This window comes from Arcticibacterium sp. (assembly GCF_055134445.1).
In genome coordinates this window covers 1-21,964 of sequence record NZ_JBSRVI010000131.1, presented here as the reverse complement: position 1 = coordinate 21,964, position 21,964 = coordinate 1, and the positions used below count along the sequence as shown (strand labels likewise).

The 21,964-nt window shown below is 37.5% G+C and carries 18 protein-coding genes; 9 read left to right on the top strand and 9 right to left on the bottom strand.

Annotated features, from left to right (window positions below):
* Positions 1-37: 37 nt before the first annotated feature.
* The 9 genes from ACTBZY_RS16780 to ACTBZY_RS16740 all read left to right on the top strand — a co-directional run bounded on the left by ACTBZY_RS16780 (position 38) and on the right by ACTBZY_RS16740 (position 11,274).
* The gene (locus ACTBZY_RS16780) at positions 38-1,780 is read left to right on the top strand and encodes a RagB/SusD family nutrient uptake outer membrane protein (RefSeq protein WP_463047503.1); all 1,743 of its coding nucleotides are present in this window, start codon (positions 38-40) and stop codon (positions 1,778-1,780) included.
* A gap of 177 nt (positions 1,781-1,957) precedes the next feature.
* Positions 1,958-2,221 carry a DUF4212 domain-containing protein gene (locus ACTBZY_RS16775; protein WP_463047502.1) on the top strand — a complete coding sequence of 88 codons (264 nt, stop codon included), beginning with the start codon at positions 1,958-1,960 and terminating at the stop codon, positions 2,219-2,221.
* Between the two features lie 3 nt (positions 2,222-2,224).
* Positions 2,225-3,922 (top strand): sodium:solute symporter family protein, encoded by a 1,698-nt coding sequence (locus ACTBZY_RS16770; RefSeq protein ID WP_463047501.1) that lies wholly within the window; start codon positions 2,225-2,227, stop codon positions 3,920-3,922.
* A gap of 73 nt (positions 3,923-3,995) precedes the next feature.
* Positions 3,996-4,409 (top strand): DUF6688 domain-containing protein, encoded by a 414-nt coding sequence (locus ACTBZY_RS16765; RefSeq protein ID WP_463047500.1) that lies wholly within the window; start codon positions 3,996-3,998, stop codon positions 4,407-4,409.
* A gap of 202 nt (positions 4,410-4,611) precedes the next feature.
* Positions 4,612-5,970 (top strand): ADP-ribosylglycohydrolase family protein, encoded by a 1,359-nt coding sequence (locus ACTBZY_RS16760; RefSeq protein WP_463047499.1) that lies wholly within the window; start codon positions 4,612-4,614, stop codon positions 5,968-5,970.
* Positions 5,971-6,130: 160 nt separating this feature from the next.
* Positions 6,131-8,026, top strand: coding sequence for an acetate--CoA ligase (gene acs / locus ACTBZY_RS16755; RefSeq protein WP_463047498.1), 1,896 nt, complete (start codon positions 6,131-6,133; stop codon positions 8,024-8,026).
* A gap of 127 nt (positions 8,027-8,153) precedes the next feature.
* Positions 8,154-8,897, top strand: a complete 744-nt coding sequence (locus ACTBZY_RS16750; protein ID WP_463047497.1) for a LytR/AlgR family response regulator transcription factor — start codon at positions 8,154-8,156, stop codon at positions 8,895-8,897.
* An 8-nt stretch (positions 8,898-8,905) separates the two neighbouring features.
* Positions 8,906-10,837 (top strand): tetratricopeptide repeat-containing sensor histidine kinase, encoded by a 1,932-nt coding sequence (locus tag ACTBZY_RS16745; RefSeq protein WP_463047496.1) that lies wholly within the window; start codon positions 8,906-8,908, stop codon positions 10,835-10,837.
* Entirely contained in the window at positions 10,834-11,274 is a 441-nt protein-coding gene (locus tag ACTBZY_RS16740; protein ID WP_463047495.1) for a DUF6265 family protein, read from the top strand. The genes ACTBZY_RS16745 and ACTBZY_RS16740 overlap by 4 nt, the downstream gene beginning before the upstream one ends.
* Before the next feature lie 247 nt (positions 11,275-11,521).
* On the opposite strand, the gene ACTBZY_RS16735 is transcribed toward ACTBZY_RS16740, so the two are convergent.
* The 9 genes from ACTBZY_RS16735 to lptE form a co-directional block, all read right to left on the bottom strand.
* On the bottom strand, positions 11,522-12,871 hold the full coding sequence (locus tag ACTBZY_RS16735) for a neutral/alkaline non-lysosomal ceramidase N-terminal domain-containing protein (RefSeq protein ID WP_463047494.1): 1,350 nt from the start codon (positions 12,869-12,871) through the stop codon (positions 11,522-11,524).
* A gap of 163 nt (positions 12,872-13,034) precedes the next feature.
* Positions 13,035-15,665 (bottom strand): T9SS type A sorting domain-containing protein, encoded by a 2,631-nt coding sequence (locus tag ACTBZY_RS16730; RefSeq protein ID WP_463047493.1) that lies wholly within the window; start codon positions 15,663-15,665, stop codon positions 13,035-13,037.
* Positions 15,666-15,697: 32 nt separating this feature from the next.
* On the bottom strand, positions 15,698-17,329 hold the full coding sequence (locus tag ACTBZY_RS16725) for a CTP synthase (protein WP_463047492.1): 1,632 nt from the start codon (positions 17,327-17,329) through the stop codon (positions 15,698-15,700).
* Between the two features lie 217 nt (positions 17,330-17,546).
* A complete protein-coding gene (locus tag ACTBZY_RS16720) occupies positions 17,547-18,383 on the bottom strand; it encodes a hypothetical protein (RefSeq protein WP_463047491.1) in 837 nt (278 codons plus the stop codon).
* 106 nt (positions 18,384-18,489) lie between these two features.
* Complete coding sequence (gene groL / locus ACTBZY_RS16715) at positions 18,490-20,121, bottom strand: chaperonin GroEL (RefSeq protein WP_463047490.1); 1,632 nt, start codon at positions 20,119-20,121, stop codon at positions 18,490-18,492.
* 80 nt (positions 20,122-20,201) lie between these two features.
* Positions 20,202-20,477, bottom strand: coding sequence for a co-chaperone GroES (locus ACTBZY_RS16710; protein WP_463047489.1), 276 nt, complete (start codon positions 20,475-20,477; stop codon positions 20,202-20,204).
* Positions 20,478-20,720: 243 nt separating this feature from the next.
* A complete protein-coding gene (secG, locus tag ACTBZY_RS16705; protein ID WP_463047488.1) occupies positions 20,721-21,077 on the bottom strand; it encodes a preprotein translocase subunit SecG in 357 nt (118 codons plus the stop codon).
* 101 nt (positions 21,078-21,178) lie between these two features.
* Positions 21,179-21,514: a hypothetical protein gene (locus tag ACTBZY_RS16700; protein ID WP_463047487.1), complete on the bottom strand. Its 336-nt coding sequence runs from the start codon at positions 21,512-21,514 to the stop codon at positions 21,179-21,181.
* A partial coding sequence (gene lptE / locus ACTBZY_RS16695) for an LPS assembly lipoprotein LptE (protein ID WP_463047486.1) occupies positions 21,508-21,964 on the bottom strand: 457 nt, incomplete at its 5' end. The genes lptE and ACTBZY_RS16700, both read right to left, overlap by 7 nt.

Genomic DNA, 21,964 nt, shown 5'->3' with positions numbered 1-21,964 from the left:
GACCAGAAAGGCTAAGAATATTAAAATATATACCGGCATGAAAAGAAATATCTTAATTGCAATTACAATCGGAATACTCACATTCATGGGGAGTTGTACCGATTTAAAAGAAGAAGTATTAGACGAATCCTTGTTTGGTCAGGGTCAGGCTGAGGTTATTAGTGGAGCTATTGCCCCTGCTTATGGTCAAGTATCTTGGACATGGAGGCATACCAATTATTACGGTTTACAACTTATAGCGGCAGATGAAGCCATTTTACCTTATCGCGGAGGTACTGATTGGTTTGATGGGGGAAAGTTTCTAGACACACACAGGCATACCATAACACCCGGGAATGACCTTGTGGGAAGTTCATGGAATGAGCTTACACTTAATATTTCAAGAGCTCTATCCGCTATTGAAGTACTTCGCCCCTTGGTGACAGAGGGAAACACTGCAGCTCAAGGGCCCTTGAATGAAATGATTGCTCTAAGAGCTTACCTAAATATGCTCATGCTAGATAGTTGGGGATTAGTATTTAGAAAAGAGACATCCAATGAGATATCAGAAGTGATAAGGGGACAGGTGGCCATAGACTATATCAAGAGCGAATTGGAATCGGTGGTAGATCGAATAGGAAATACCGGTGGGCCAGGAAGAATTACTCAAGGTGCTGTATGGGGTTTATTGGCTAGGCTGCACTTAAATGTTGCCGTATATAGAGACCCTTATGGCACTCCTGATTTTGCCAAAGAAGATATGGACAAGGTCATTGACTATACAAATAAGATTATCAATTCGGGTAAGTATGCGTTATCTCCAGAGTACTTTGAATTGTTTAATGATGAAAATAATTCTAATGCGGAGTTGATTTTTGCTCTTGATCAAAGAGGTGTATTAGAAAGAGAGCATAGCCGATGGGCCTATTGGTCTATTGCGGGTTCTCAATGGGGAAGGTTGGAGTTCCCAAGCTCGGATGGTACAGATGGGCCTGCCATTACATCTGATTTTTACAAAACGTGGGTAGATGGTTATGGGACAACCGATCCTGCAGCAGATGCGAGGTTTTACCAGCATAATGTTCAAGTTTCAGCAGAACTGGCAAACCTTGATGGTAAGTCACCATTAAATGATGCGGACAATTACATTTGTGTGGCACCCGAAAATTTTGAAATGAATCGTGGAATTATTCGTGGAACACCTTGGGGCCCAAGAAAAAACGCTGACGGAGCTTTTATTACTTGTGAAGGTGGTTATAGGGTTTATCCTGTAAAACAAATTAAAGGAAATGGGCCAGATAAGAATGTAGGTTATGTAGACCATACTTTACAAGTTGATTTTACGAATGAAGGTAGACTGCATAAAACGGGTTATCGTGTAGCCAAATATCAATTTAGTCGTACTTCCCCTAATGCGAACAATTTTAGTAGTGTGGATCTTGTTTTGATGCGACTAGGTGAAATATACTTAATGCGTGCTGAGGCGAAGCTCCGAAATGGTGATAATGCAGGTGCACTTGCCGATGTGAATACTTTAAGAGCATCCAGAACTGCTCGTCCAGCTCAAATTCCGCCTGCATTAAAGTCTATAAATCTTGATGTCATGATTAGGGAAAGAGGCTTTGAGCTTTATTGGGAAGGATTTCGACGTGCAGACCAAATTCGCTTTGGTAAATACGAGGACTCTTGGACAGAGAAAACAAATTCAGACCCCAAAATGAGGTTATTTCCAATTCCTCAAAGTGCCATTGATGGAGCCTCTAATATAAAAGGTTACATCGTTCAAAACGACGGTTACTAATTATAGAATAAGTTTAAAATGGGTGAGCGAACAGAATTGTTCTCTCACCCATTTTTGTTTGAATCAAAGCTCCCTCTAAGGGTTTTTAATTCAAAAAATGGATGTCATCCTTCCGTTCAGTAAAAATTATTGGTAGTTTGCTTTCTATAGTTAATCTATAATAATTAACCCTATATAATGACACCCAAAAAATTTGATAAAACCGCCTATTGGCGAAAAAACCTGAAGTACCTCGCTATACTTCTTAGTATTTGGTTTTTAGTTTCCTACGTCTTCGGAATTATTTTAGTAGACCAATTGAACACCATTAGAATGGGTGGTTTTAAACTTGGTTTTTGGTTTGCACAGCAAGGCTCCATTTATGTGTTTGTTATTCTGATTTTCGTCTATGTACGTCTTATGAATAAATTAGATAAGGAATTTAACGTAAACGAAGATTAATAGATGAGCATAACTACATGGACCTACATTATCGTAGGTATTTCTTTTGCATTATATATAGGTATAGCCATTTGGTCAAGAGCAGGATCAACCAAAGACTTTTACGTGGCTGGTGGTGGCGTTTCCCCTTTGGCAAACGGTATGGCCACAGCCGCCGACTGGATGTCAGCAGCATCGTTCATTTCTATGGCTGGTCTTATTTCTTTTATGGGATACGACGGCTCCATTTACCTCATGGGATGGACAGGTGGGTATGTTTTACTGGCCTTGTTATTAGCTCCTTATCTAAGGAAATTTGGCAAGTTTACGGTGCCAGATTTTATCGGCGATAGATATTATTCCAACACCGCCAGAACAGTGGCTGTGGTATGTGCCTTGTTTGTTTCTTTCACCTATGTGGCAGGACAGATGCGTGGGGTAGGGGTAGTATTTTCAAGGTTTTTAGAAGTGGACATTAACACAGGTGTTATCATAGGAATGGCCATTGTGTTTTTCTATGCTGTATTAGGTGGCATGAAAGGCATTACGTATACACAAGTAGCCCAGTTCTGTGTCTTAATATTTGCCTTTATGGTTCCTGCTTTTTTTATATCTATCCAGATGACCGATACCATTTTGCCGCAGCTAGGTTTTGGTGCTAAAATGTCGGATGGTGTTTACCTTTTAGACAAATTGGATGGTTTACATAAGGAGCTGGGTTTTGCAGAATACACTTCTGGAGTAAAATCCAAATTAGATGTTTTCTTTATTACTACTGCTTTAATGGTGGGCACGGCAGGTCTGCCGCACGTTATAGTGAGGTTTTTTACGGTTCCTAAGGTGAGTGATGCTCGTAAATCTGCAGGTTATGCTTTAGCCTTTATCGCTATTTTATATACCACGGCACCTGCAATTTCTGCTTTTGCCAGAACAAATTTAATTGAAACTGTTAGTAATGCGGAGTATAAAAGTTTACCTGCATGGTTTTCCAATTGGGAGAAAACAGGTTTGATTGGCTTTGAAGATAAGAATGGTGATGGTTTAGTACAATACGTTGCCGACCCTATTACCAATGAACTTAAGATTGATCAGGATATCATGGTATTAGCGAATCCTGAAATAGCCAGATTGCCTAATTGGGTCATTGCTTTAGTGGCTGCAGGAGGTTTAGCAGCAGCTCTAAGTACTGCGGCAGGACTTCTCTTGGTTATTTCTAGTTCTGTTTCGCACGATTTATTGAAGAAGCAGTACATGCCAAACATGAGCGATAAAGCAGAGCTATTAGCGGCTCGTCTGGCCTCTTTTGTAGCAGTATGCGTAGCCGGCTATTTTGGTATTTATCCGCCAGGTTTTGTAGCATCCGTGGTTTCACTAGCTTTTGGTTTAGCAGCAGCATCTTTCTTCCCGGCCATCATTCTTGGGATTTTTAATAAACGAATGAACAAAGAAGGAGCAATTACAGGAATGATAACAGGTCTTCTAATTACCATGTATTATATCGCTAGATTTAGATTGCACTGGATAGGAGATGAAGCTACAGCCACAGAAGCAGATTGGTGGTTTGGTATCTCACCAGAAGGCTTTGGTACGGTAGGTATGATGGTCAACTTTACAGTGTCTTTAATCATTTCAAGATTTACGCCTGCACCACCAGAAGATGTACAAGAAATGGTAGAAACTATTAGAATTCCTAGCGGAGCTGGAGAGGCTACGGGGCATTGATAAATATTATGCTTACCTCTCAATAGTTTTTTCTTATTGTGGGGTAAGCATTTCTAAATAATACATAGGTGCTTTGATTAGTTTTCCGATAATAATATTGGCAATAGTGTCCTCCGTTTTTTCATGGGTAAACTTTACTTATTATTTAGTCCAAGGAAAAGTAAAAACGGTTAGTAAGCTATGGAAGGTGATTCAGCTGTGGACAGTTATTTTCTTGCCTATTTTTTTCTTATTATACATGGATTTTGGAAAAGAAAATGACTGTTGTTTATCGAGTGCTGTGTTTTCACCTTCTCATAGGATAGGTATCTATCTTCTGATTTTATCTAGCATATTTAGTTTTGCAATTAGTGTATTTAGAAAGGCTGTTTTTCCTCCTATTCTGGAGGTATTATTGAATTCATTTTTGGTTTTAGGAATTATATTAAATGTTATTTTTTGTAAGCACTTTACATCGGCTGATGAAGGGTCTATTTGGGTTATATGATGGCCATAAAGAAGTTTATTTAATACAGGGATATGATTAATAATTTGTTGCTCAGTAATCCTTTAGAGGTAATTTTGTTTATTTCAGGATTGACTCAATAAAAAGACAAAACAGGTTAACACTTGTAAAAACGCTGCGTAATTTGGTCAAGAAAATGTTCGGACGAGCATTTGCTTTTATTTAATATTCAACCCAATCATTCATGAAATACTTTTCTTATTCAGTCTTAGTACTAGGTTTAGTCTTTACTTCCTGCCAAAAGTCAGAACCCAATAGCCTTCAAAATCCAGATTTGGTTTACCAAGATTATCAACAGAATGACTCCGACATAAAGATTTCTAGAACAGCTTATAAGGACAAGCTCGAAGGTTTTTGGCTAGGGCAATGTATTGCCAATTGGACAGGTTTAGTGACAGAGATGGATAAGATTGGAAATATTGGAGCTATTAAAACAGGGAATTTCTACACAAGAGAAGATTGGGGTAAACCAGATTTGCCAAGTATTTTTTCAAAAAATGGAGAGATTAGCGAATGGTCCTCTACCATTGATTTTGTTTTTGAGGATGAAGGGAGTGTTTGGGGGGCAGACGATGATACCGACATTGAATACATCTATCAAGAACTTCTACTAGCAAATAAAACGAGTATTCTTTCTGGTGAGCAAATAAGAAATGGATGGTTAAAGCACATCAAAAAAGAAGAAGAGAACTATCTGTGGGTTTCAAATCAGAAAGCTTTGGATTTAATGTACGAAGGCCTAGTGCCTCCTGCTACTGGAAGTCCAGAAAATAATCCAGAGTATGATATGATAGATGCCCAATTGACCACAGAGATATTTGGCTTTTATGCACCGTCTCGTCCGGAGGTGGCACTGAAATTATCGTTATTGCCGATACAAACTGTGGCGAGAGAAAATGCCCAATTAGTTTCTGAGTTTAACGTGATCATGTATTCTTTGGCTTCCAGCATTGATGAGTCTAAACCAATAGCGGATAATATCAAATGGATGGCAGAGGAAGCTCGTAAACATTTACCAAATCATACTTATTCTGCCAAGATGTATGATTTGGTAAAAGCTCAATATATGTTAGGTAAAACGTGGGAAGAAACCAGAGACGAGGTATACGAAAGATATCAGGTTAATCAAGAAGATGGCTATGATATGACTTCGAAAAACGTTTACTGCAATGCCTGTTTTGCCGCAGGAATAAACTTTGCATCCAGCATTATAAGTCTTTACTATGGAGAAGGAGACCTTAAAGAGACCATAAAAATAGGAGCACTTTGTGGCTGGGATTCTGATAACCCAACGGCCACTTGGGGTGGTTTGTTAGGTTTTATGATTGGTAAAAAGGGCGTAGAAGAAGCTTTTGGAAGAAAGTTTGCAGACAAGTTTAATATCCATAGAACTCGAGTAGGTTTTCCCAATAATGGCATCGACTCTTTTCCTAATATGGCTAATAAAGGAATCTATATTATAGACCGGGTGGTGCAAGAACAACTGGGTGGTGGCGTAGACCTTCAAAAGGATATATGGTACATCCCTCTTGTTAAGAAATAGGACTTTCGTTCAGATGTGAACGCAAGAAAGCAAACTTTTTGAGGTTATATTCTATTGAACTTTTAAGTCAATAATGCCAATTTTCTATCTTTTTCTGGCTTGAAAACACTAATTTCCTATATTTACAAACTAGTATAAATATAATTTGTGACCCTAAAAAATGAGAATACATAATTTCGAAGAATACCAATTAGCATATAAAAAGAGTGTAGATAGTCCTGAAGAGTTTTGGGGAGATATAGCCAAGGAGTTCATGTGGCAGAAGCCTTGGGATAAGGTTTTGGAATGGAATTTTGATGAGCCTAATGTAAAATGGTTTGTTGGCGGTAAATTAAATATAACGGAGAACTGTCTTGATAGGCATTTGGAAGATAAAGGAGACCAAGTAGCCATTATTTGGGAGTCTAATGAAATTATAGACGAACCCGTTAAGTTTACTTTTAAAGAATTACATGCCGAAGTGTGTAAGTTTTCTAATGTTTTAAAAAATAATGGCATTGGTAAAGGGGATCGTGTCTGTCTTTATATGCCAATGATTCCAGAACTAGCTATTGCTGCTTTGGCTTGTGCCAGAATTGGTGCTATTCATTCTGTAGTTTTTGGTGGTTTCTCTGCAAAGGCCATTGCCGATAGAATAAACGATGCGGATTGTAAGGCTGTGGTCACTTCTGATGGAGCTTTTAGAGGATTAAAGAATATCCCAATGAAAGCCACGGTAGACGAGGCCATGAAAAGCTGTTCTTCTGTGGAGGTGGTATTGGTTAAGAAAAGAACCCATGAAGAAATAACCATGCTATCTGGTAGAGATAAGGACTGGGACGAGGAAATGGCTGAGGCTTCGGAAGTATGTGCTCCAGAGCAAATGGATTCAGAAGACCCATTGTTCATATTGTATACTTCTGGCTCCACAGGGCAGCCCAAAGGTGTGGTTCACACCTGCGGGGGCTATATGGTTTATACCACCTATTCGTTTCTCAATGTTTTCCAGTATAATCCTGGAGATGTATATTTCTGTACCGCAGATATTGGCTGGATAACGGGTCATTCGTATATAGTTTATGGTCCACTGGCAGCAGGTGCAACTACCCTAATGTTTGAAGGCGTTCCTATGTGCCCAGACGCGGGTCGTTTTTGGGATATTGTGAAGAGACATAAAGTCAATATTTTTTATACAGCACCTACGGCCATTAGAGCTTTAATGGCACAGGGAGATGAGTATGTAAATGATAAGGATTTATCCAGTTTAAGAGTGTTAGGTTCTGTGGGTGAGCCTATTAATGAAGAAGCGTGGCATTGGTATGACGAAAAAATAGGTAAAGGGAAATGTACGATTGTAGACACCTGGTGGCAAACCGAAACTGGAGGTATCATGATTTCTCCTTTGGCAGATATCACTAGAACTAAACCGACTTATGCCACTTTACCATTGCCGGGTATTCAGCCTATGCTGGTAGACGATAAAGGGGAAGAAATAAAAGGTAATGGTGTCAATGGAAACTTATGCATTAAGTTTCCGTGGCCTTCTATTATAAGAACTACTTGGGGTGACCACGAAAGATGTAAGAAAGTGTATTTTTCTGCATACCCAGGTAATTACTTTACAGGAGATGGCTGTGTAAGAGACAAAGACGGATACTACAGAATTACCGGTAGGGTAGATGATGTTATCAATGTTTCTGGACATAGAATAGGCACCGCAGAGGTAGAAGATGCTCTTGATTCTCATCATGGAGTGGTAGAATCTGCCGTGGTAGGATATCCTCATGACATTAAAGGCCAAGGTATTTTTGCATATATAATCATAGAGAAAAACGTTAGTGATGAGGACAAGACTAAAAAGGAGATTTTAGCCACTGTGACTAAACTGATTGGACCTATAGCTAAGCCAGATGAAATTCTCTTCGTGTCTGGTTTACCGAAGACTAGATCAGGGAAAATTATGAGAAGAATTTTAAGGAAAATAGCGGAGAAAGACGTGTCAAACTTAGGTGATATATCAACACTTTTAGACCCTACTATAGTAGAGGAGATTATAGTGAAGGCAGGCTTAAGATAACTTATAAACGGTCGTTTTCGTTAATTTTTAATCGAAAACGACCGTTTATTAAAAAAAGGATACCAAGTATACACTTTTTGACTGCAAATAAATGCTTTGATGTAAATTGTGCCATTAGCATTCAATCATGATAAAAGTAGTAATAATTGACGATGAGCCTAAGGCTATTGAAGGTCTCAAATGGGAATTGGAAAATTTCTGTCCTGAGGTTGAGGTTGTGGCCACCTTTACAGACCCCAGAAAAGGATTGCTATTCTTTGATGATGAGCAAGAAATTGACTGTGTTTTTCTTGACATTGAAATGCCTCAAATGGATGGGTTTAGGTTTTTAGACCAATTGCCCGATAGGAATTTCGCAGTTATTATTACTACTGCATATGACCAATATGGTATCAATGCCATTAAAGAAAGGGCCTTAGATTATCTTCTCAAGCCCATTGATTCTGACGACTTAATGTTGGCTTGTAATAAAGTTAAGGATTTTCAAAGAGAGCATTCAATCAAAGATAAATTTGAGGAAACGCTGCTAAATGTGATGTCTAAAACAGGGGGAGGAAATCGGCGAATAGGCATTAACATTGATGGCAAAATTGTCTTTTTAAAACCCGAGGAAATCCTTTATTGCGAGGGCGACGGAAATTATACTTCTATCTTTTTGGGCAACGGCGAAAAGCTTTTTATCACACAAACATTGAAAAAGTTAAGTGAAAAACTTAATGAGATAGAATTCTTTAGAGTACACAACTCCTATATAATCAATCTTTCAAAGGTGAGGGAGTATTTAAAAACAGATGCTTATATCATCATGGAAGATGGTAAGCATATACCTGTTTCTAGGAACAGAAAATCTGAATTTCTTAATAAATTTTAGTGAGAAGTTTGCTTAAAATATTAATGGTCTTAATGGCTATATGGACTTTTCCAGAAAATACTTTTTCGCAAGGAATAGTCAACTTGGATGAAGTACTGAAAATCCATTCCACAGATTTTGCAGAAATAGACAGTTTACTAAAATCAGTAAGAAGAGATTCGGATATCCTTGAAGCTTTTATTATTAAGGCGAAAAATGAATCTTATAATGAGGGCTTAGCTTATGCCTATATTCAAAAGGGTATTAACAGTAGAAATATTTCAGAATATCCAAAGGCCTTGGTTGATCTTAAAATAGCATTGGGGTATGCCGAACAATGTGAAAACATAGACTTCAAAGTTATTAGTCTAAACATGATGGGCGTGGTTCATCGTCGGATGGAGGAGGTCAGAGAAGCCTTAGACCTACATAAAAAGGCTTTGGAGTTTGCGGAAGCTAGTGGTAAAGAAACCCTAACAGCACAGCGAAATATTGCTGTAGCACGAAATAGCATAGGGAATATTTACATTTCATTGCGTCAGCCAGAATTGGCTGAAACTGAGTTTTTGGCTTCCATTAAAATTGAAGAAAAAACAGATAATGCAATGGGTTTGGCTATTAATTATCAGAACCTTGGCAGCATTTATGAGGATAGGGGAGACTTAGAAACTGGACTAGCTTATTACCGGAAATCTCTAGCTTACAATAACAAAATAAATTCCACATTAGGTAAAGTAATTTGCAATAACAGTATTGGCCAGATCTATATAAAACAAAAGCGTTTTAAGGAAGCTTTGAAAATTATTCAACCTTCCATTAAAAAGGCGGAGGAAATAGGAGATTACTATTATTTGACCATGGCTAATTTAAACTATGGCTGGGCACTTTTGGAAGAAGGAAATTTAGCTTTAAGCGAGTCATATATACAAAAAGCCTTGACAGACGCCAAGGAAAGAAATATGGGCTATTTTGTTGCAGAGTCTTACCGAGTCTTGTCAGAAATTAATGAAAAAAAAGGGCAATATCAGGAGGCTATTCGCTTCATGAAATTATACAATGAAAACCAAGCCATTTATTTAAACGAATCTAATCAGCAATATGTAGCAGACCTGATTCTTAAATATGACTCTGACACCAAGAAGAATAAAATTGAAATATTAGAAAAGGAAAATGAAATAGTTCATCTTAAACTAGATGATAATCGTAAGGTTTTTGTTATTGGAAGTATATGCCTTACCCTTTTAATAGGGCTTTTTTATTTTATTTACAGGCAATTACAGCTTAGGAGAGAAAAAGAGTACTTGGCTTTAGAACAAAAAATGATGCGTTCTCAAATGAATCCTCATTTTATTTTTAACTCCCTTAATTCCATCAAGTTGTATATTATTAGCAATGAGAAAGATAAGGCGGTTTATTATCTCAATAAGTTTTCAAAACTGATAAGAACCATTTTGGCAACTTCAAAAGAAAAGGATATTACATTGCAGGAAGAACTGGACACCATGGAGCTTTATTTAAACATAGAGAATATCAGGTTTTCAAACAAAATACATTTTGAGATGAATGTAGAAGATGGGATAGAAACTACTGGAATAAGGGTTCCTTCCCTCATTCTTCAACCTTTTTTAGAGAACTCTATTTGGCATGGATTATCGTCAAAAGAAGGATCGAAAGTGATTAAAATGAATGTGAGTCGATATTCAAATAAAGAGTTTTTAATAGAGATTGAAGACAATGGAATTGGTAGGAAAAAATCCAGAGAGATCAAGGCTCAGAAAACACTTAATAATTCATCTATTGGTTTATCTTTGACAAAGCAGCGACTTGATAATTACTTTAAAGACTCTTCCAACGAACATTCTTTAGAGATTGTAGATTTGGAAGACGCTAGGGGTGAAGCCACTGGAACTAAGATAGTTTTAAGAATGCCATTCAAAATCAAGTCAGATAAAGCCGCATGAAATTAATCGTTTGGGCCTTTTTATGGACAGCCGTTTTATCTTGTCAATCTCGTGAGCTTAAAGAGTTCTCGTGGTTATCAGGAGATTGGGTAAGATTAAATAATGCCGAAGGGAAAAAGACTTATGAGTATTGGAAACAAAATCATGAAGGTATTATGGCAGGTTTAGGGCTAACACTAAACAATGCGGATACGGTTTTTATAGAAAACATGACCATAGAAAACGACAGTGAAAAGTGGGCCTTAGTGGTAAGAGGTGTTAATGAAGAACCCACCTATTTTGATATTATTACTAAATCATCTCATGGCTTTGTAGCCGAAAATACTGCCAACGACTTTCCTAAGAAAATTGCCTACAATAGATTGGGAGATACGCTTAAAGCCACCATTTCCAACGAAGAAATGTCTATAGATTTCGTTTTTTTGAAAAGAGATTAAACCCGGTTTATTCATGAATCGTAATGAGTTTTAAAGTGGCATAAATCAGACATTTATACGAGAATAGCCTACCGGTTTACCCTGAGCAAATGTTCTGGAGATTGAGTTTAAATGGGTTTACGCCTGCATTGAGCCTGACGAATTGAACTAATTTGTGTAACCCTGAGCTTGCCGATGGGAAGCAATTTAGCTACGGTCCCGATAAAATCGGGAGATTTTCTAATGAATAAAGCGGTTTAAAGCTTTTTTAGTTAAGAGAAAGCTTGTCTATTATATCTGTGACCACTTCAGAGAAATAGTCTCCATTATAAGGCCCAAACCAACTCATGGTGAAGGTTTCGTAAGTTTCTGTATCAAAATGCTCGTCGGCCGTTATATAGCCAGCATAGGTGCCATTAAAGCTTGTTATGATTAGGTTGAGACCTTTTGATTGGGCATACAAATCTAGGTTTTCCATCAGTTCTCCAGAAAAATCGCATGGCAATCCTACTAAAAGATTATCGCCTATTTTCAAAACTTTCACAAAGGAAGGTGCGTCGCCAAAAAGCCATTTAAAAACCCATGGTCTTAGTGCATAATTATCAGAAATACGAGGAGATGGTTTTCTTAAAGGTAAATCTAATTGAAAAGATAAAATGTCAGGATTTAAAGACAAAGATTCAAATTCGTTTTCCGAGTTAAGCTCAAATAGAACACCCCTCGCTTGATTATTTAATTCGTCAAAATCGTCCAATCCTTTTTCTATGGGTGCCATACTTCCTACTGCACCTGCCATATACATGGCAAAATCGGCCTCTCCTTTTTCTAAGGAATCCACCAATACACCAGGATAATCTCTAGAAAGCTGAAGGGTAGCGGCATTAAGGACCGTGGAATGGGCAGCGTAAGTGGTTAAAATGGCTTGTTTATTATTTGTGGTTTTGAATCTTAAGGTTCTAATAAAAGGTTCTATTTTTCCTCCTTCTATAATTCTATTTTTGATGTCTTTTTCGTCTAAGTCTTTTTCGAAGCTAACTTCCGCTACGGTCAAATTGTCTGACGCCAGTTGAATGGATTTTAGAATACCATCACTTATTGAATTCTCTATGGTCTCATCATATTTTCCGGCAAATAAAGTTCCCACCAGCGTATTATACCAAGCTCCTATGCTGTTATGGCTATGAATGGCTCCAAAATAAATATGGTCAAAATCTATGTTTAACTCACTTAGTCCAGATTTAACTTTTTGACTTACGGTAGGTGGGAGGATGAGTAAATCGGCAGATATAATGGCGGTTCTGATGTTGTTTTTCTCTAAAAGTATGGTTCTAACAAAAACAGAATCGTGAACGGCTTCATAAGCGGCACCTCTTCTTTTTCCATATCCAGCCAGTGGAATTGGATTTTGAGGTGTAATGTTAACTTTTGCCCAGCCTACTTTAAGAGAATCAGTGGCCTTTTCGGAGGAAAGTACCAAGTTATTGATATTGCTTTTCCAGGCGGAATAATAATCCATGTCCTGATAAGGTGTTCTGTCAATTTTGGTTACCAAACAGATTACTAGAAACAGTAAAACTGTGAAGATACCAGCTAGGATTTTTAATATTACTTTAAGCATTTTCAATATCTTTCTAAGGGATTAAGACAAATTATGATTTACAACTTTTCTGTCAATTCACCTATTGAACGCCATTGGATGTTCAGATGATGGATGAATTACTTTAGATAAAGCTATTTAATCTTTAATGAAGATAATAGGTTTTGCTTGTCAGGTCTAGTTATTAATATGACCTTTTTATGATCTTTCTTGTTCTAACACTCTGTCCTGAAACCACTCTAATGATATAGCTTCCCTCACTAAGATTACTGATATCTATATCACTTACTTTTTCAGAAACTAAGCTGGACTTAAGAATCTCGCCATTTAGATTGTAGATTTTATAATCTGTTTTTGAAGAAGGTGTTTCTCTCAGTTCTAGTCTAATTTTATCAACTCCGGGATTAGGATAAACAGAAAGACCGTCTGTTTTACTTTCTTCATTCCCCAATACTAAAACATTGACGTCTGCACCTCCAAAAGTTTCTCCAGATCCACATGGGTTGGTTACCGTGGTAAGCGAATAGCTGGTGTTTTCGGTTGGAGATACTTTCCAAGTAAATGGTGATTTAACTAACAAAAAGGTTTCACCAGAGGAGGTTGTTAAATTCCAAGGTGCAGAACCTGTCAACGCCACTTTTAAATCTGTTTTTTTGCCAATTTCTATGGTTTCACCGCCGCTTAATGTTGCCGTAGGCGAGGCGTTAGTTCTTTTTACTACTTTGGTTTCGGAAAATCCAGAGCAGCCTTCTTTTTCCATCCAAACCTTATAGCTGCCAAGTTTATCAGCATAAATTTCAAATTCGGTAGACGTCGCATTAATGCTGTCGTTAATCCACTGATAGCTGTCTGCTATACCTATAGCAGAAATAACCACCAAACCTCCTGCAGGGCATATAGAAAGCGTGTCTATCGATGGTGTAAGCTTCCTATTGAGTTCTAATAATTGAACCGAACTTTGTGGCGTATTTACAGTGCAAGTTTTATGAAAAATATCAACACTGTATTTTCCAGATTTACTAATCGTTTGACTAGACTTCGTGCCTAAAGCAGCATTGTCTAAAAACCATTGATAGCTAACGTCATTGCTTAAAAGCAAGTCGCCGCCTATTTTCTGAGTCCTAATATTTTTATCACCAATTTGAACAAGTAATTCGTTCAAGTTAGCTGCACATAGAGCTTTTTCTGGCTTTTGTATTTTACCATTAAAGGACTTTAGACTTACTTTTAGGGGTGTGGATTCATAAACACAAGAACTATCCAGAGCAACACTTAGACTATATGTCCCACTTGATTTGGCATAAAGAGCCTTTTGGTTGCCATTTGATATGGATTGTCCGTCTTTCTTCCATAAAAATTGAACACTAGGGCTATCTAAACCAGTAAGGTTTAAATTTTGTGCGATTAAAGTAGAGTCTGAGCAGCTTTGTATTTCGTCTATACCCGCATAAATCTGAAAAGGAACGGATGAATTGGAGATAGTCACATTTAGGGTGTCGGAGTATACAGTACAGTTATCAGAGCCATAGCGACCTTCTACATGGTATTTGCCCGTCTCTTTTATTTTTAGATAATCGAATAGAAACGGAACATCAGAAAGAAATTGCCCTCCTTTATAGAGTTTAAAACTATATGCACTTTGGCTAATTACATTATTTTTTGAATTGATAATAAGCTCAACCGTCTTACCAGCACAAGAACTTGTACCAGATAAGCCTTTTAGGTCAAACCCCCTCATTCCTTTTGCTGTCTTTAAAATCAAAGGTTCTGAAAGAACTTCGCAACTGCCTTGTTTTAATAGATATCTGTAAATTCCAGCTTCTTTGACGTATATATTCTGGTCTGAATTCTGTTTTGCTAATTTGACACCGTCTTTAAGCCAAGTTATTGACATATTACTGGCAGACTGATAGTCTGATATGCTTAGGCCGGCACTGGTGCCTTCGCAAATGGTAACAGCACTATTGGTGGAGACTATAGGTTGAGTAATTATTTTACCCGGTTTGAGGTTTCCTGTTTTAACAGCGAATTTATCAGAAAGGCTGGTACATTCGCCTTGACTTAATCTCAGTTGGTAGCTTCCAGATTTTGTTGCAAGGTAAGTACGCATGTTGGCTGTAGAAATTTCTTCGCCATTGTAAAGCCACTGATAACTAAGGTCGGCTATTACTGGGATGCTCGCATCCAAAGGTACCGAAAAACCTTCACAGACTTCCGGAGGTTGTTTTGAACTTAAAACGGCTTTTCTGATGCTTCCAATTTCTACATTGGCGGTACCACCGACGGAATAAATACAAGCACCTCTTTTTACTTTGGCTTTATATGTGCCCGTTTCATTGGCTTGATAAATATTTTGTTTCGCTCCATCGATTTCTGCATTATTTTTTGTCCAGAAAATTTCATCACCACTGGCTAAGCCTGTGTAAATTTCTATTGGATTGGTATAACCATTACAGATAGCTTCTGAACTGTATTTTAAGAATAATCCTGTAAAAGCATCTACGCTCATACTTACTTTTGCAGAAGAGACTTTTGAAATGGAAGATGCTATGAATATTTCAGTCGAGAAAGTAGGAGAAATAGCTATGGAGTCTGATTTAGAACGAGCCATTTCCACTTTAAAACCTTGAAAATCTAACCTATATAGAATGAAATCTTCTCCAATAAACAGTCCTGTAGTGTCAAATTGGATATACGTTTTTTGACCATTACAGAGTGGAGACTTTAGATTTTTAATGGTAATAGTTTGAGAAAAGAGCTGAGAATTAGTGAAGACCGTAATAATGAGTAGTAAAAAGGAATATTTTATTTTCATAATTGGGCTCCACTAATTTACAAAATATCGAGTTATTCTTTGTTTGAAGAAAACGCCATCGCCGCCTTAACAAACGATATGAATAAGGGGTGCGGTTCCAATGCAGTACTCTTAAGTTCTGGATGAAACTGAACGCCAATAAAAAACGGATGTGTAGGAAGCTCTATAATTTCCACCAAGTTATTCTCAACATTCAAGCCAGAAAGTACTAAACCACTGTTTTCAAAATCTTTTATATATTGATTGTTGAATTCCCAGCGGTGTCTGTGTCTTTCGGCGATTTTCTTTTTGCCATAAACGTTATACGCTAAGGTATTTTTTACGAGTTCGCAGTTATATGCTCCAAGTCTCATAGTACCTCCCTTATTTTCTACATCTTTTTGGTCTCTCATGAGATGTATGACAGGGTGCTTGGTATCAGGATTCATTTCTGTAGAGTGGGCGTCTGTCCAGCCCAGTACGTTTCTGGCATATTCTATAACAGCCATTTGCATACCTAGGCATATTCCGAAAAATGGAATGTTGTTTTCTCTTACATATTTTACGGCAGCTATTTTTCCTTCAATGCCTCTTTCTCCAAATCCAGGAGCCACTAAAACACCATCTAAACCACCAAGTTTCTCCTTGATATTATCAAGCGTAAAGCTTTCTGAGTGTATCCACTCAATCTTTACTTTGCACTCATTTTCTGCTCCAGCATGAATAAAAGATTCAACAATAGATTTGTAAGCGTCAGGAAGCTCCACATATTTTCCTATTAAGCCAATGGTAACTTCGGCAGTAGGGTTTTTTAAACGACCAAGAAACTTCTTCCAATCGTTCATATTGGCGTCTTTGTCGTTATAAATATCTAGCATATAAAGTACCCTTTGGTCTAGCTTCTCTTTTTCCATCATAAGTGGTACATCGTAAATAGTGCCAGCATCTTTGGCTTCTATAACAGACTGCACCTGAACATTACAGAAAAGGGCAATTTTTCTTCTGATATCCATTGGAAGTGAATGCTCCGTTCTACAAACAAGAATATCGGGTTGTAAACCAGCCTCCTGAAGTTTCTTTACAGAGTGCTGCGTAGGTTTTGTTTTTAGTTCACCTGCAGACTTAAGATAAGGAATTAGCGTCAAATGTATGGTGAGCATATTATGCTCTCCTAAGTCCCACTTTAGTTGACGTACCGCCTCAATAAATGGTAAAGATTCAATATCACCAACGCAGCCGCCAATCTCAGTGATGATAATGTCGTATTTACCTTCTTCACCTAAATTGAGAATGTTTCTCTTGATTTCATCTGTAATATGCGGAATTACTTGAACAGTTTTACCTAAGAAATCTCCTTTTCGTTCTCTGCTGAGTACGTTATTGTAGATTCTACCGGTAGTAACATTGTTTATTTGAGAAGTTCTGACATTCAGAAATCTTTCATAGTGCCCTAAATCTAGATCTGTTTCTGCCCCGTCGTCCGTTACATAGCATTCGCCGTGTTCATAAGGATTTAAGGTTCCTGGATCAATATTTAAATAAGGATCTAATTTCTGAATGGTCACAGAAAGGCCTCTTGCTTGAAGCAGTTTTGCTAGCGACGACGCTATGATTCCCTTACCTAGTGATGAAGTGACACCTCCTGTAACGAAGATGTATTTTGGTGTTTTTTTCTGCCCGCTCATTGAAATTTGGTAAATTCCTAATTATGATTACGGGATACAAAAGTAGTGTTTTTTGTTTGAACGGGCTTTAAATATTTCGGGAATTTCTATTTTAATTCTTCTTAAATTTAACTGAGACTATTTTATTTCCAAATTAGGAGTGTTGAAATGCTAAGGGTCAATGTGCTACTTCAAAAATAGATTTATTCATTTCTGCGTTCTATTTAAAAGAAAATTTTTATTCACACTTATAGGTAAATGCCTCTGTACTTTGTTTTAGTCTACCTTGAAAGTTTTTGGCAATATCTGTTGAAGTTGGATAACCGCTGGTATTATACGCATATTCCATAGAGAGCTCAGTAACGCCATTATCATTAGTAATGGTGGCGGAAGTAACATTGTTTTTATTTACGAAATAAGTATAATTTGCGTCACCTTGTAAAAGTGAGTATACCATAAAGTAGGATAAAATTTGTCCAAGTCTTTGGTCTAAAAATGGGGCTTTTTTAGTGTCAAAAGTATGATTTTCTAGAAGTACTTCGTCTTCAAAACCTGTTTTTCTTAATACTCTGGTAACGTTATCATTTGCATTATACTCTAATCTAACATTGGCCGGTTTCGAGAAGATGGGCAGATTTAGGGATAGATCCGTAAGTCTACTTTTGCCGTCATATGTCAAGGTGGTGGCATAATCAAATGGACCTCTAGCATCTGATCCTTTGAAATTTATTTTAGATAAATTTCCTTTAGTATCAAAAGTAAATAGGATTTGAGATTTTGGGTCATTGCTTAGCTGTGCCCCTGTGAGAAGGTTTCCTGTATACAGAAATCGGTCAAAACTAGGTAAGTTTCCAGTAATGGTAATCGGCTTGTCTCCATCATATTCTACGCTAAAAGACAAACCATCAGATCTTGTGAGGTTTTGTACTTTACAGGTTTTGCCTAAGATAGTCTCTCCAATGTTTTCTTTAAGAGGTTTGATATCTAGATCAATTACTTTGTTGCAGCCTACTAATAAAATAAGCAGCAAAAATACCGTTGGTTTATACATCGTAAACAAGTGTACCTTTTTCATCAAAAGAATCTGTGCAAATATTGTGCTAAAGTATTACAGTATAATAAAAAAGGAGATTGCCCATTACAGACAATCTCCTTTTTGTAAATACAGGGTGAAGAATGAATTACATCATTCCGCCCATTCCACCACCTGGGTGACCATGGCCCATATCACCTTTCTCTTCAGGGATATCAGAAACTACAGCTTCCGTAGTTAATAACATGCCAGAAATAGAAGCAGCGTTCTCAAGAGCCAAACGAGTTACTTTCGTAGGGTCAATGATACCAGCTTTAATTAAATCTTCGTATATGTCTTCACGTGCATTGTAACCATAAGCTCCTTTGCCTTTTTTAACTTCCATAACCACTACAGAACCTTCTCCACCACAGTTGGCAACGATAGTTCTCAATGGAGACTCAATAGCTTGTCTGATGATAGCGATACCCGTTTTTTCATCGGCATTAGAACCTTCAAGGCCTTCTAGGGCTGCTTGAGCTCTGATAAGGGCAACTCCACCACCGGCTACTATACCTTCTTCTACTGCAGCACGAGTAGCATGAAGAGCATCGTCAACTCTGTCTTTCTTTTCTTTCATTTCTACCTCAGTAGCTGCACCAATATATATGATAGCAACACCACCAGATAATTTAGCTAAACGCTCTTGAAGTTTTTCTCTATCATAGTCAGAAGTAGTTGTTTCAATCTGAGCTTTGATCTGATTTACTCTTCCAGAAATAGCCGCTTTATCACCGCTTCCATTAACAATAGTTGTATTGTCTTTGTCCACTATGATTTTTTCTGCTTGACCTAATAAAGTAATGTCAGCATTTTCTAATTTAAATCCTCTTTCTTCAGAGATTACGGTTCCGCCAGTTAAAACAGCGATGTCTTCTAACATAGCTTTTCTTCTGTCACCAAAACCTGGAGCCTTAACAGCACAGATTTTCAATGAACCACGGATTTTGTTTACCACTAAAGTAGCAAGAGCCTCTCCGTCTACATCTTCAGCAATGATCATCAAAGGACGACCAGTCTGAGCTACAGCTTCAAGAACAGGAAGAAGTTCTTTCATAGAAGAAACTTTCTTCTCAGAAATTAAGATGAATGGGTTTTCCATTTCAGCATCCATTTTCTCTGCATTAGTTACAAAGTATGGAGAAAGGTAACCTCTGTCAAACTGCATACCTTCCACTGTTTTAACTTCAGTTTCAGTACCACGAGCTTCTTCTACCGTAATAACACCTTCTTTTCCTACTTTATCCATGGCATCAGAAATCATTTGACCGATTTCGAAATCATTGTTTGCAGAAATAGAAGCTACCTGCGTAACCTCTTTAGAAGTAGAGATGGTATTTGACTGCTCTCTAAGGTTAGCTACTACAGCAGTAACCGCTTTGTCAATACCTCTTTTAAGATCCATTGGGTTTGCACCAGCTGCTACGTTTTTAGCACCAATAGTGTAAATAGCTTGAGCCAAAACAGTGGCAGTAGTAGTACCATCACCAGCTTGGTCTGCAGTTTTAGAAGCAACTTCTTTAACCAACTGTGCTCCCATGTTTTCAATAACATCTCTAAGCTCAATTTCTTTGGCTACTGTTACACCATCTTTAGTGATAGCAGGAGAACCAAACTTCTTATCGATAATTACGTTTCTTCCTTTAGGGCCTAGAGTTACTTTGACAGCATTGGCAAGGGTGTCAATTCCTTTTTTCATTCTATCTCTAGCTTCGGTATCGAAGTGAATTTGTTTTGCCATGATTTCTTTTAAATTTTATATTTTCAATAATTTATTTTCCCAACAGTATGCTGTTGGGCTCGAGCAAACTCGATAATTAATTAAACAATTGCGAAAATGTCTGATTCACGCATGATTAAATACTCTTTACCTTCTACACTCAACTCAGTGCCAGAGTATTTTCCGTAAAGTACATTGTCACCAACTTTTACAGTAACTGGTTCATCTTTTTTTCCTGGGCCTACAGCCACTACCACTCCTTTTTGAGGTTTTTCTTTTGCAGTATCTGGTATAATGATTCCGAAGGCTGTTTTTTCTTCAGCTGGAGAAGCTTCTACCAATACTCTGTCCGCTAAGGGTTTCACGTTTACTGACATAGTTTTTATTAAGTTTTAAATTATTTTTTCGGTTATTAATATATGAGCAGATGAACAAACTATCTGCCAAAGGGTGACAAAGGTGTATAATCCTGACAATTTTTCAGGTTGGCTTGTTTCTTTTCAGACAAGCGGCAGATATCCGAAGTTTTAAGGCCGGATAGATTCGGTTAAACTGTCAGTTTGACCAAAAAAAAGAGCCTAAGAAATTTCTCAGGCTCTTCTTTAATAATGCTATTTGTCTTATTCTGCAGGTACTTCAATCGGAGCGGTCAAACCTGGAGAAGGAGTAGTGCTAGGAAGTGCAGGTGCAGCAGGAGCGGATTGGCTACTTTCTACATCTAAAGCACTATTCACAGTTGTCGTTTGGTCATTTTGTAAATACAAACCAGTGAATAATGAACCTAAAACAATGAATGTAAAAAATCCCCACGTTAACTTTTCTAAGATATCGCCGGTTTTCTGAACACCAAACATTTGAGAAGTGGCTCCACCGCCAAATTCACTTGATAGTCCACCACCTTTTGGGTTTTGAACTAAAATTACCACTATCAGCAATAAAGCTGCAATGACCATTAATATTAAGATTGTACTTATCATGAAATCAAAATTATTTTTCTCGAGTTTCTAAAGAGGGTGCAAAATAAATACTTTTTTCTTAAAGTAACAGTATTCCTATGCTATAACTTATTTGAAACGTACTAATATGGTGAAAGAACTGGCTGAAACTGCTTCATGAATTGACTTATTCTTTCAGAAGTAGTGTTTTTATTGACAGGATTAGCTTCTAATCTTTTTTTTATTTTAGGAGTAGGCTCGTAAAAGACCTTCTTCCTTTTCCAAATATTTCTTTCTTCTTCAAAGTTTGGACCGCTGGCACCAAATTTCTCTCCAACCAACACAAACGCCTTTCTTAAAAGATCAAAGTCAGGCAATTCGTCTAAGTGTTTTGCCAACCACTCAAAATCTGCAGGACTAGCCTTTTGAGGCTCGTTAGAGAGGTTAATAAGCCGATATATATCTTTACTATCTACCATTGAGCTGCAGTGTCATTAAAAATATTAAGAACTAACTGTTCCAAAATTTTGGGCACTAATCGGGCTTCTACATCACTTAAGGATTGCTCCTGTGGGAAATCCTGATAAAAGGAAAATTCCTTTTCAAAACTCTCGTCTTCTGCTTGCGTATTTTGAAAAGTGACCTCTATACCTATCGTCAGGCGATTGGTTGCAGCTTTATCCGTAGCACTGGTAGCTACTGGTGTCATCTCATATTTAATTATGGAACCCGCCAAAAATAGATCGCCCTCGTTTGGGATAAGTTTTAAATTGGTGTTCCTCTGGTAGTACTCCTTTAAAGCTTCATTAAAATCAATTGCCAAGTTTTGCGGCCCACCAGCTGAGGCAACGCCAAAATTTTGAATGGTAATGGTCTTCAAATCTGCAGATAACGATGTGCCAGTAAAAGAATATATATTACAGCTTTGC

Excerpts from the sequence above, each read along its gene's own strand:
- ACTBZY_RS16700 (WP_463047487.1), bottom strand. The coding sequence starts at position 21,514 with ATGGTAGATAGTAAAGATATATATCGGCTTATTAACCTCTCTAACGAG.
- ACTBZY_RS16750 (WP_463047497.1), top strand. The coding sequence starts at position 8,154 with ATGATAAAAGTAGTAATAATTGACGATGAGCCTAAGGCTATTGAAGGT.
- ACTBZY_RS16730 (WP_463047493.1), bottom strand. The coding sequence starts at position 15,665 with ATGAAAATAAAATATTCCTTTTTACTACTCATTATTACGGTCTTCACT.
- ACTBZY_RS16780 (WP_463047503.1), top strand. The coding sequence starts at position 38 with ATGAAAAGAAATATCTTAATTGCAATTACAATCGGAATACTCACATTC.
- ACTBZY_RS16720 (WP_463047491.1), bottom strand. The coding sequence starts at position 18,383 with ATGAAAAAGGTACACTTGTTTACGATGTATAAACCAACGGTATTTTTG.
- ACTBZY_RS16725 (WP_463047492.1), bottom strand. The coding sequence starts at position 17,329 with ATGAGCGGGCAGAAAAAAACACCAAAATACATCTTCGTTACAGGAGGT.
- ACTBZY_RS16740 (WP_463047495.1), top strand. The coding sequence starts at position 10,834 with ATGAAATTAATCGTTTGGGCCTTTTTATGGACAGCCGTTTTATCTTGT.
- groL (WP_463047490.1), bottom strand. The coding sequence starts at position 20,121 with ATGGCAAAACAAATTCACTTCGATACCGAAGCTAGAGATAGAATGAAA.
- ACTBZY_RS16770 (WP_463047501.1), top strand. The coding sequence starts at position 2,225 with ATGAGCATAACTACATGGACCTACATTATCGTAGGTATTTCTTTTGCA.
- secG (WP_463047488.1), bottom strand. The coding sequence starts at position 21,077 with ATGATAAGTACAATCTTAATATTAATGGTCATTGCAGCTTTATTGCTG.
- ACTBZY_RS16760 (WP_463047499.1), top strand. The coding sequence starts at position 4,612 with ATGAAATACTTTTCTTATTCAGTCTTAGTACTAGGTTTAGTCTTTACT.
- ACTBZY_RS16735 (WP_463047494.1), bottom strand. The coding sequence starts at position 12,871 with ATGCTTAAAGTAATATTAAAAATCCTAGCTGGTATCTTCACAGTTTTA.
- ACTBZY_RS16775 (WP_463047502.1), top strand. The coding sequence starts at position 1,958 with ATGACACCCAAAAAATTTGATAAAACCGCCTATTGGCGAAAAAACCTG.
- acs (WP_463047498.1), top strand. The coding sequence starts at position 6,131 with ATGAGAATACATAATTTCGAAGAATACCAATTAGCATATAAAAAGAGT.
- ACTBZY_RS16710 (WP_463047489.1), bottom strand. The coding sequence starts at position 20,477 with ATGTCAGTAAACGTGAAACCCTTAGCGGACAGAGTATTGGTAGAAGCT.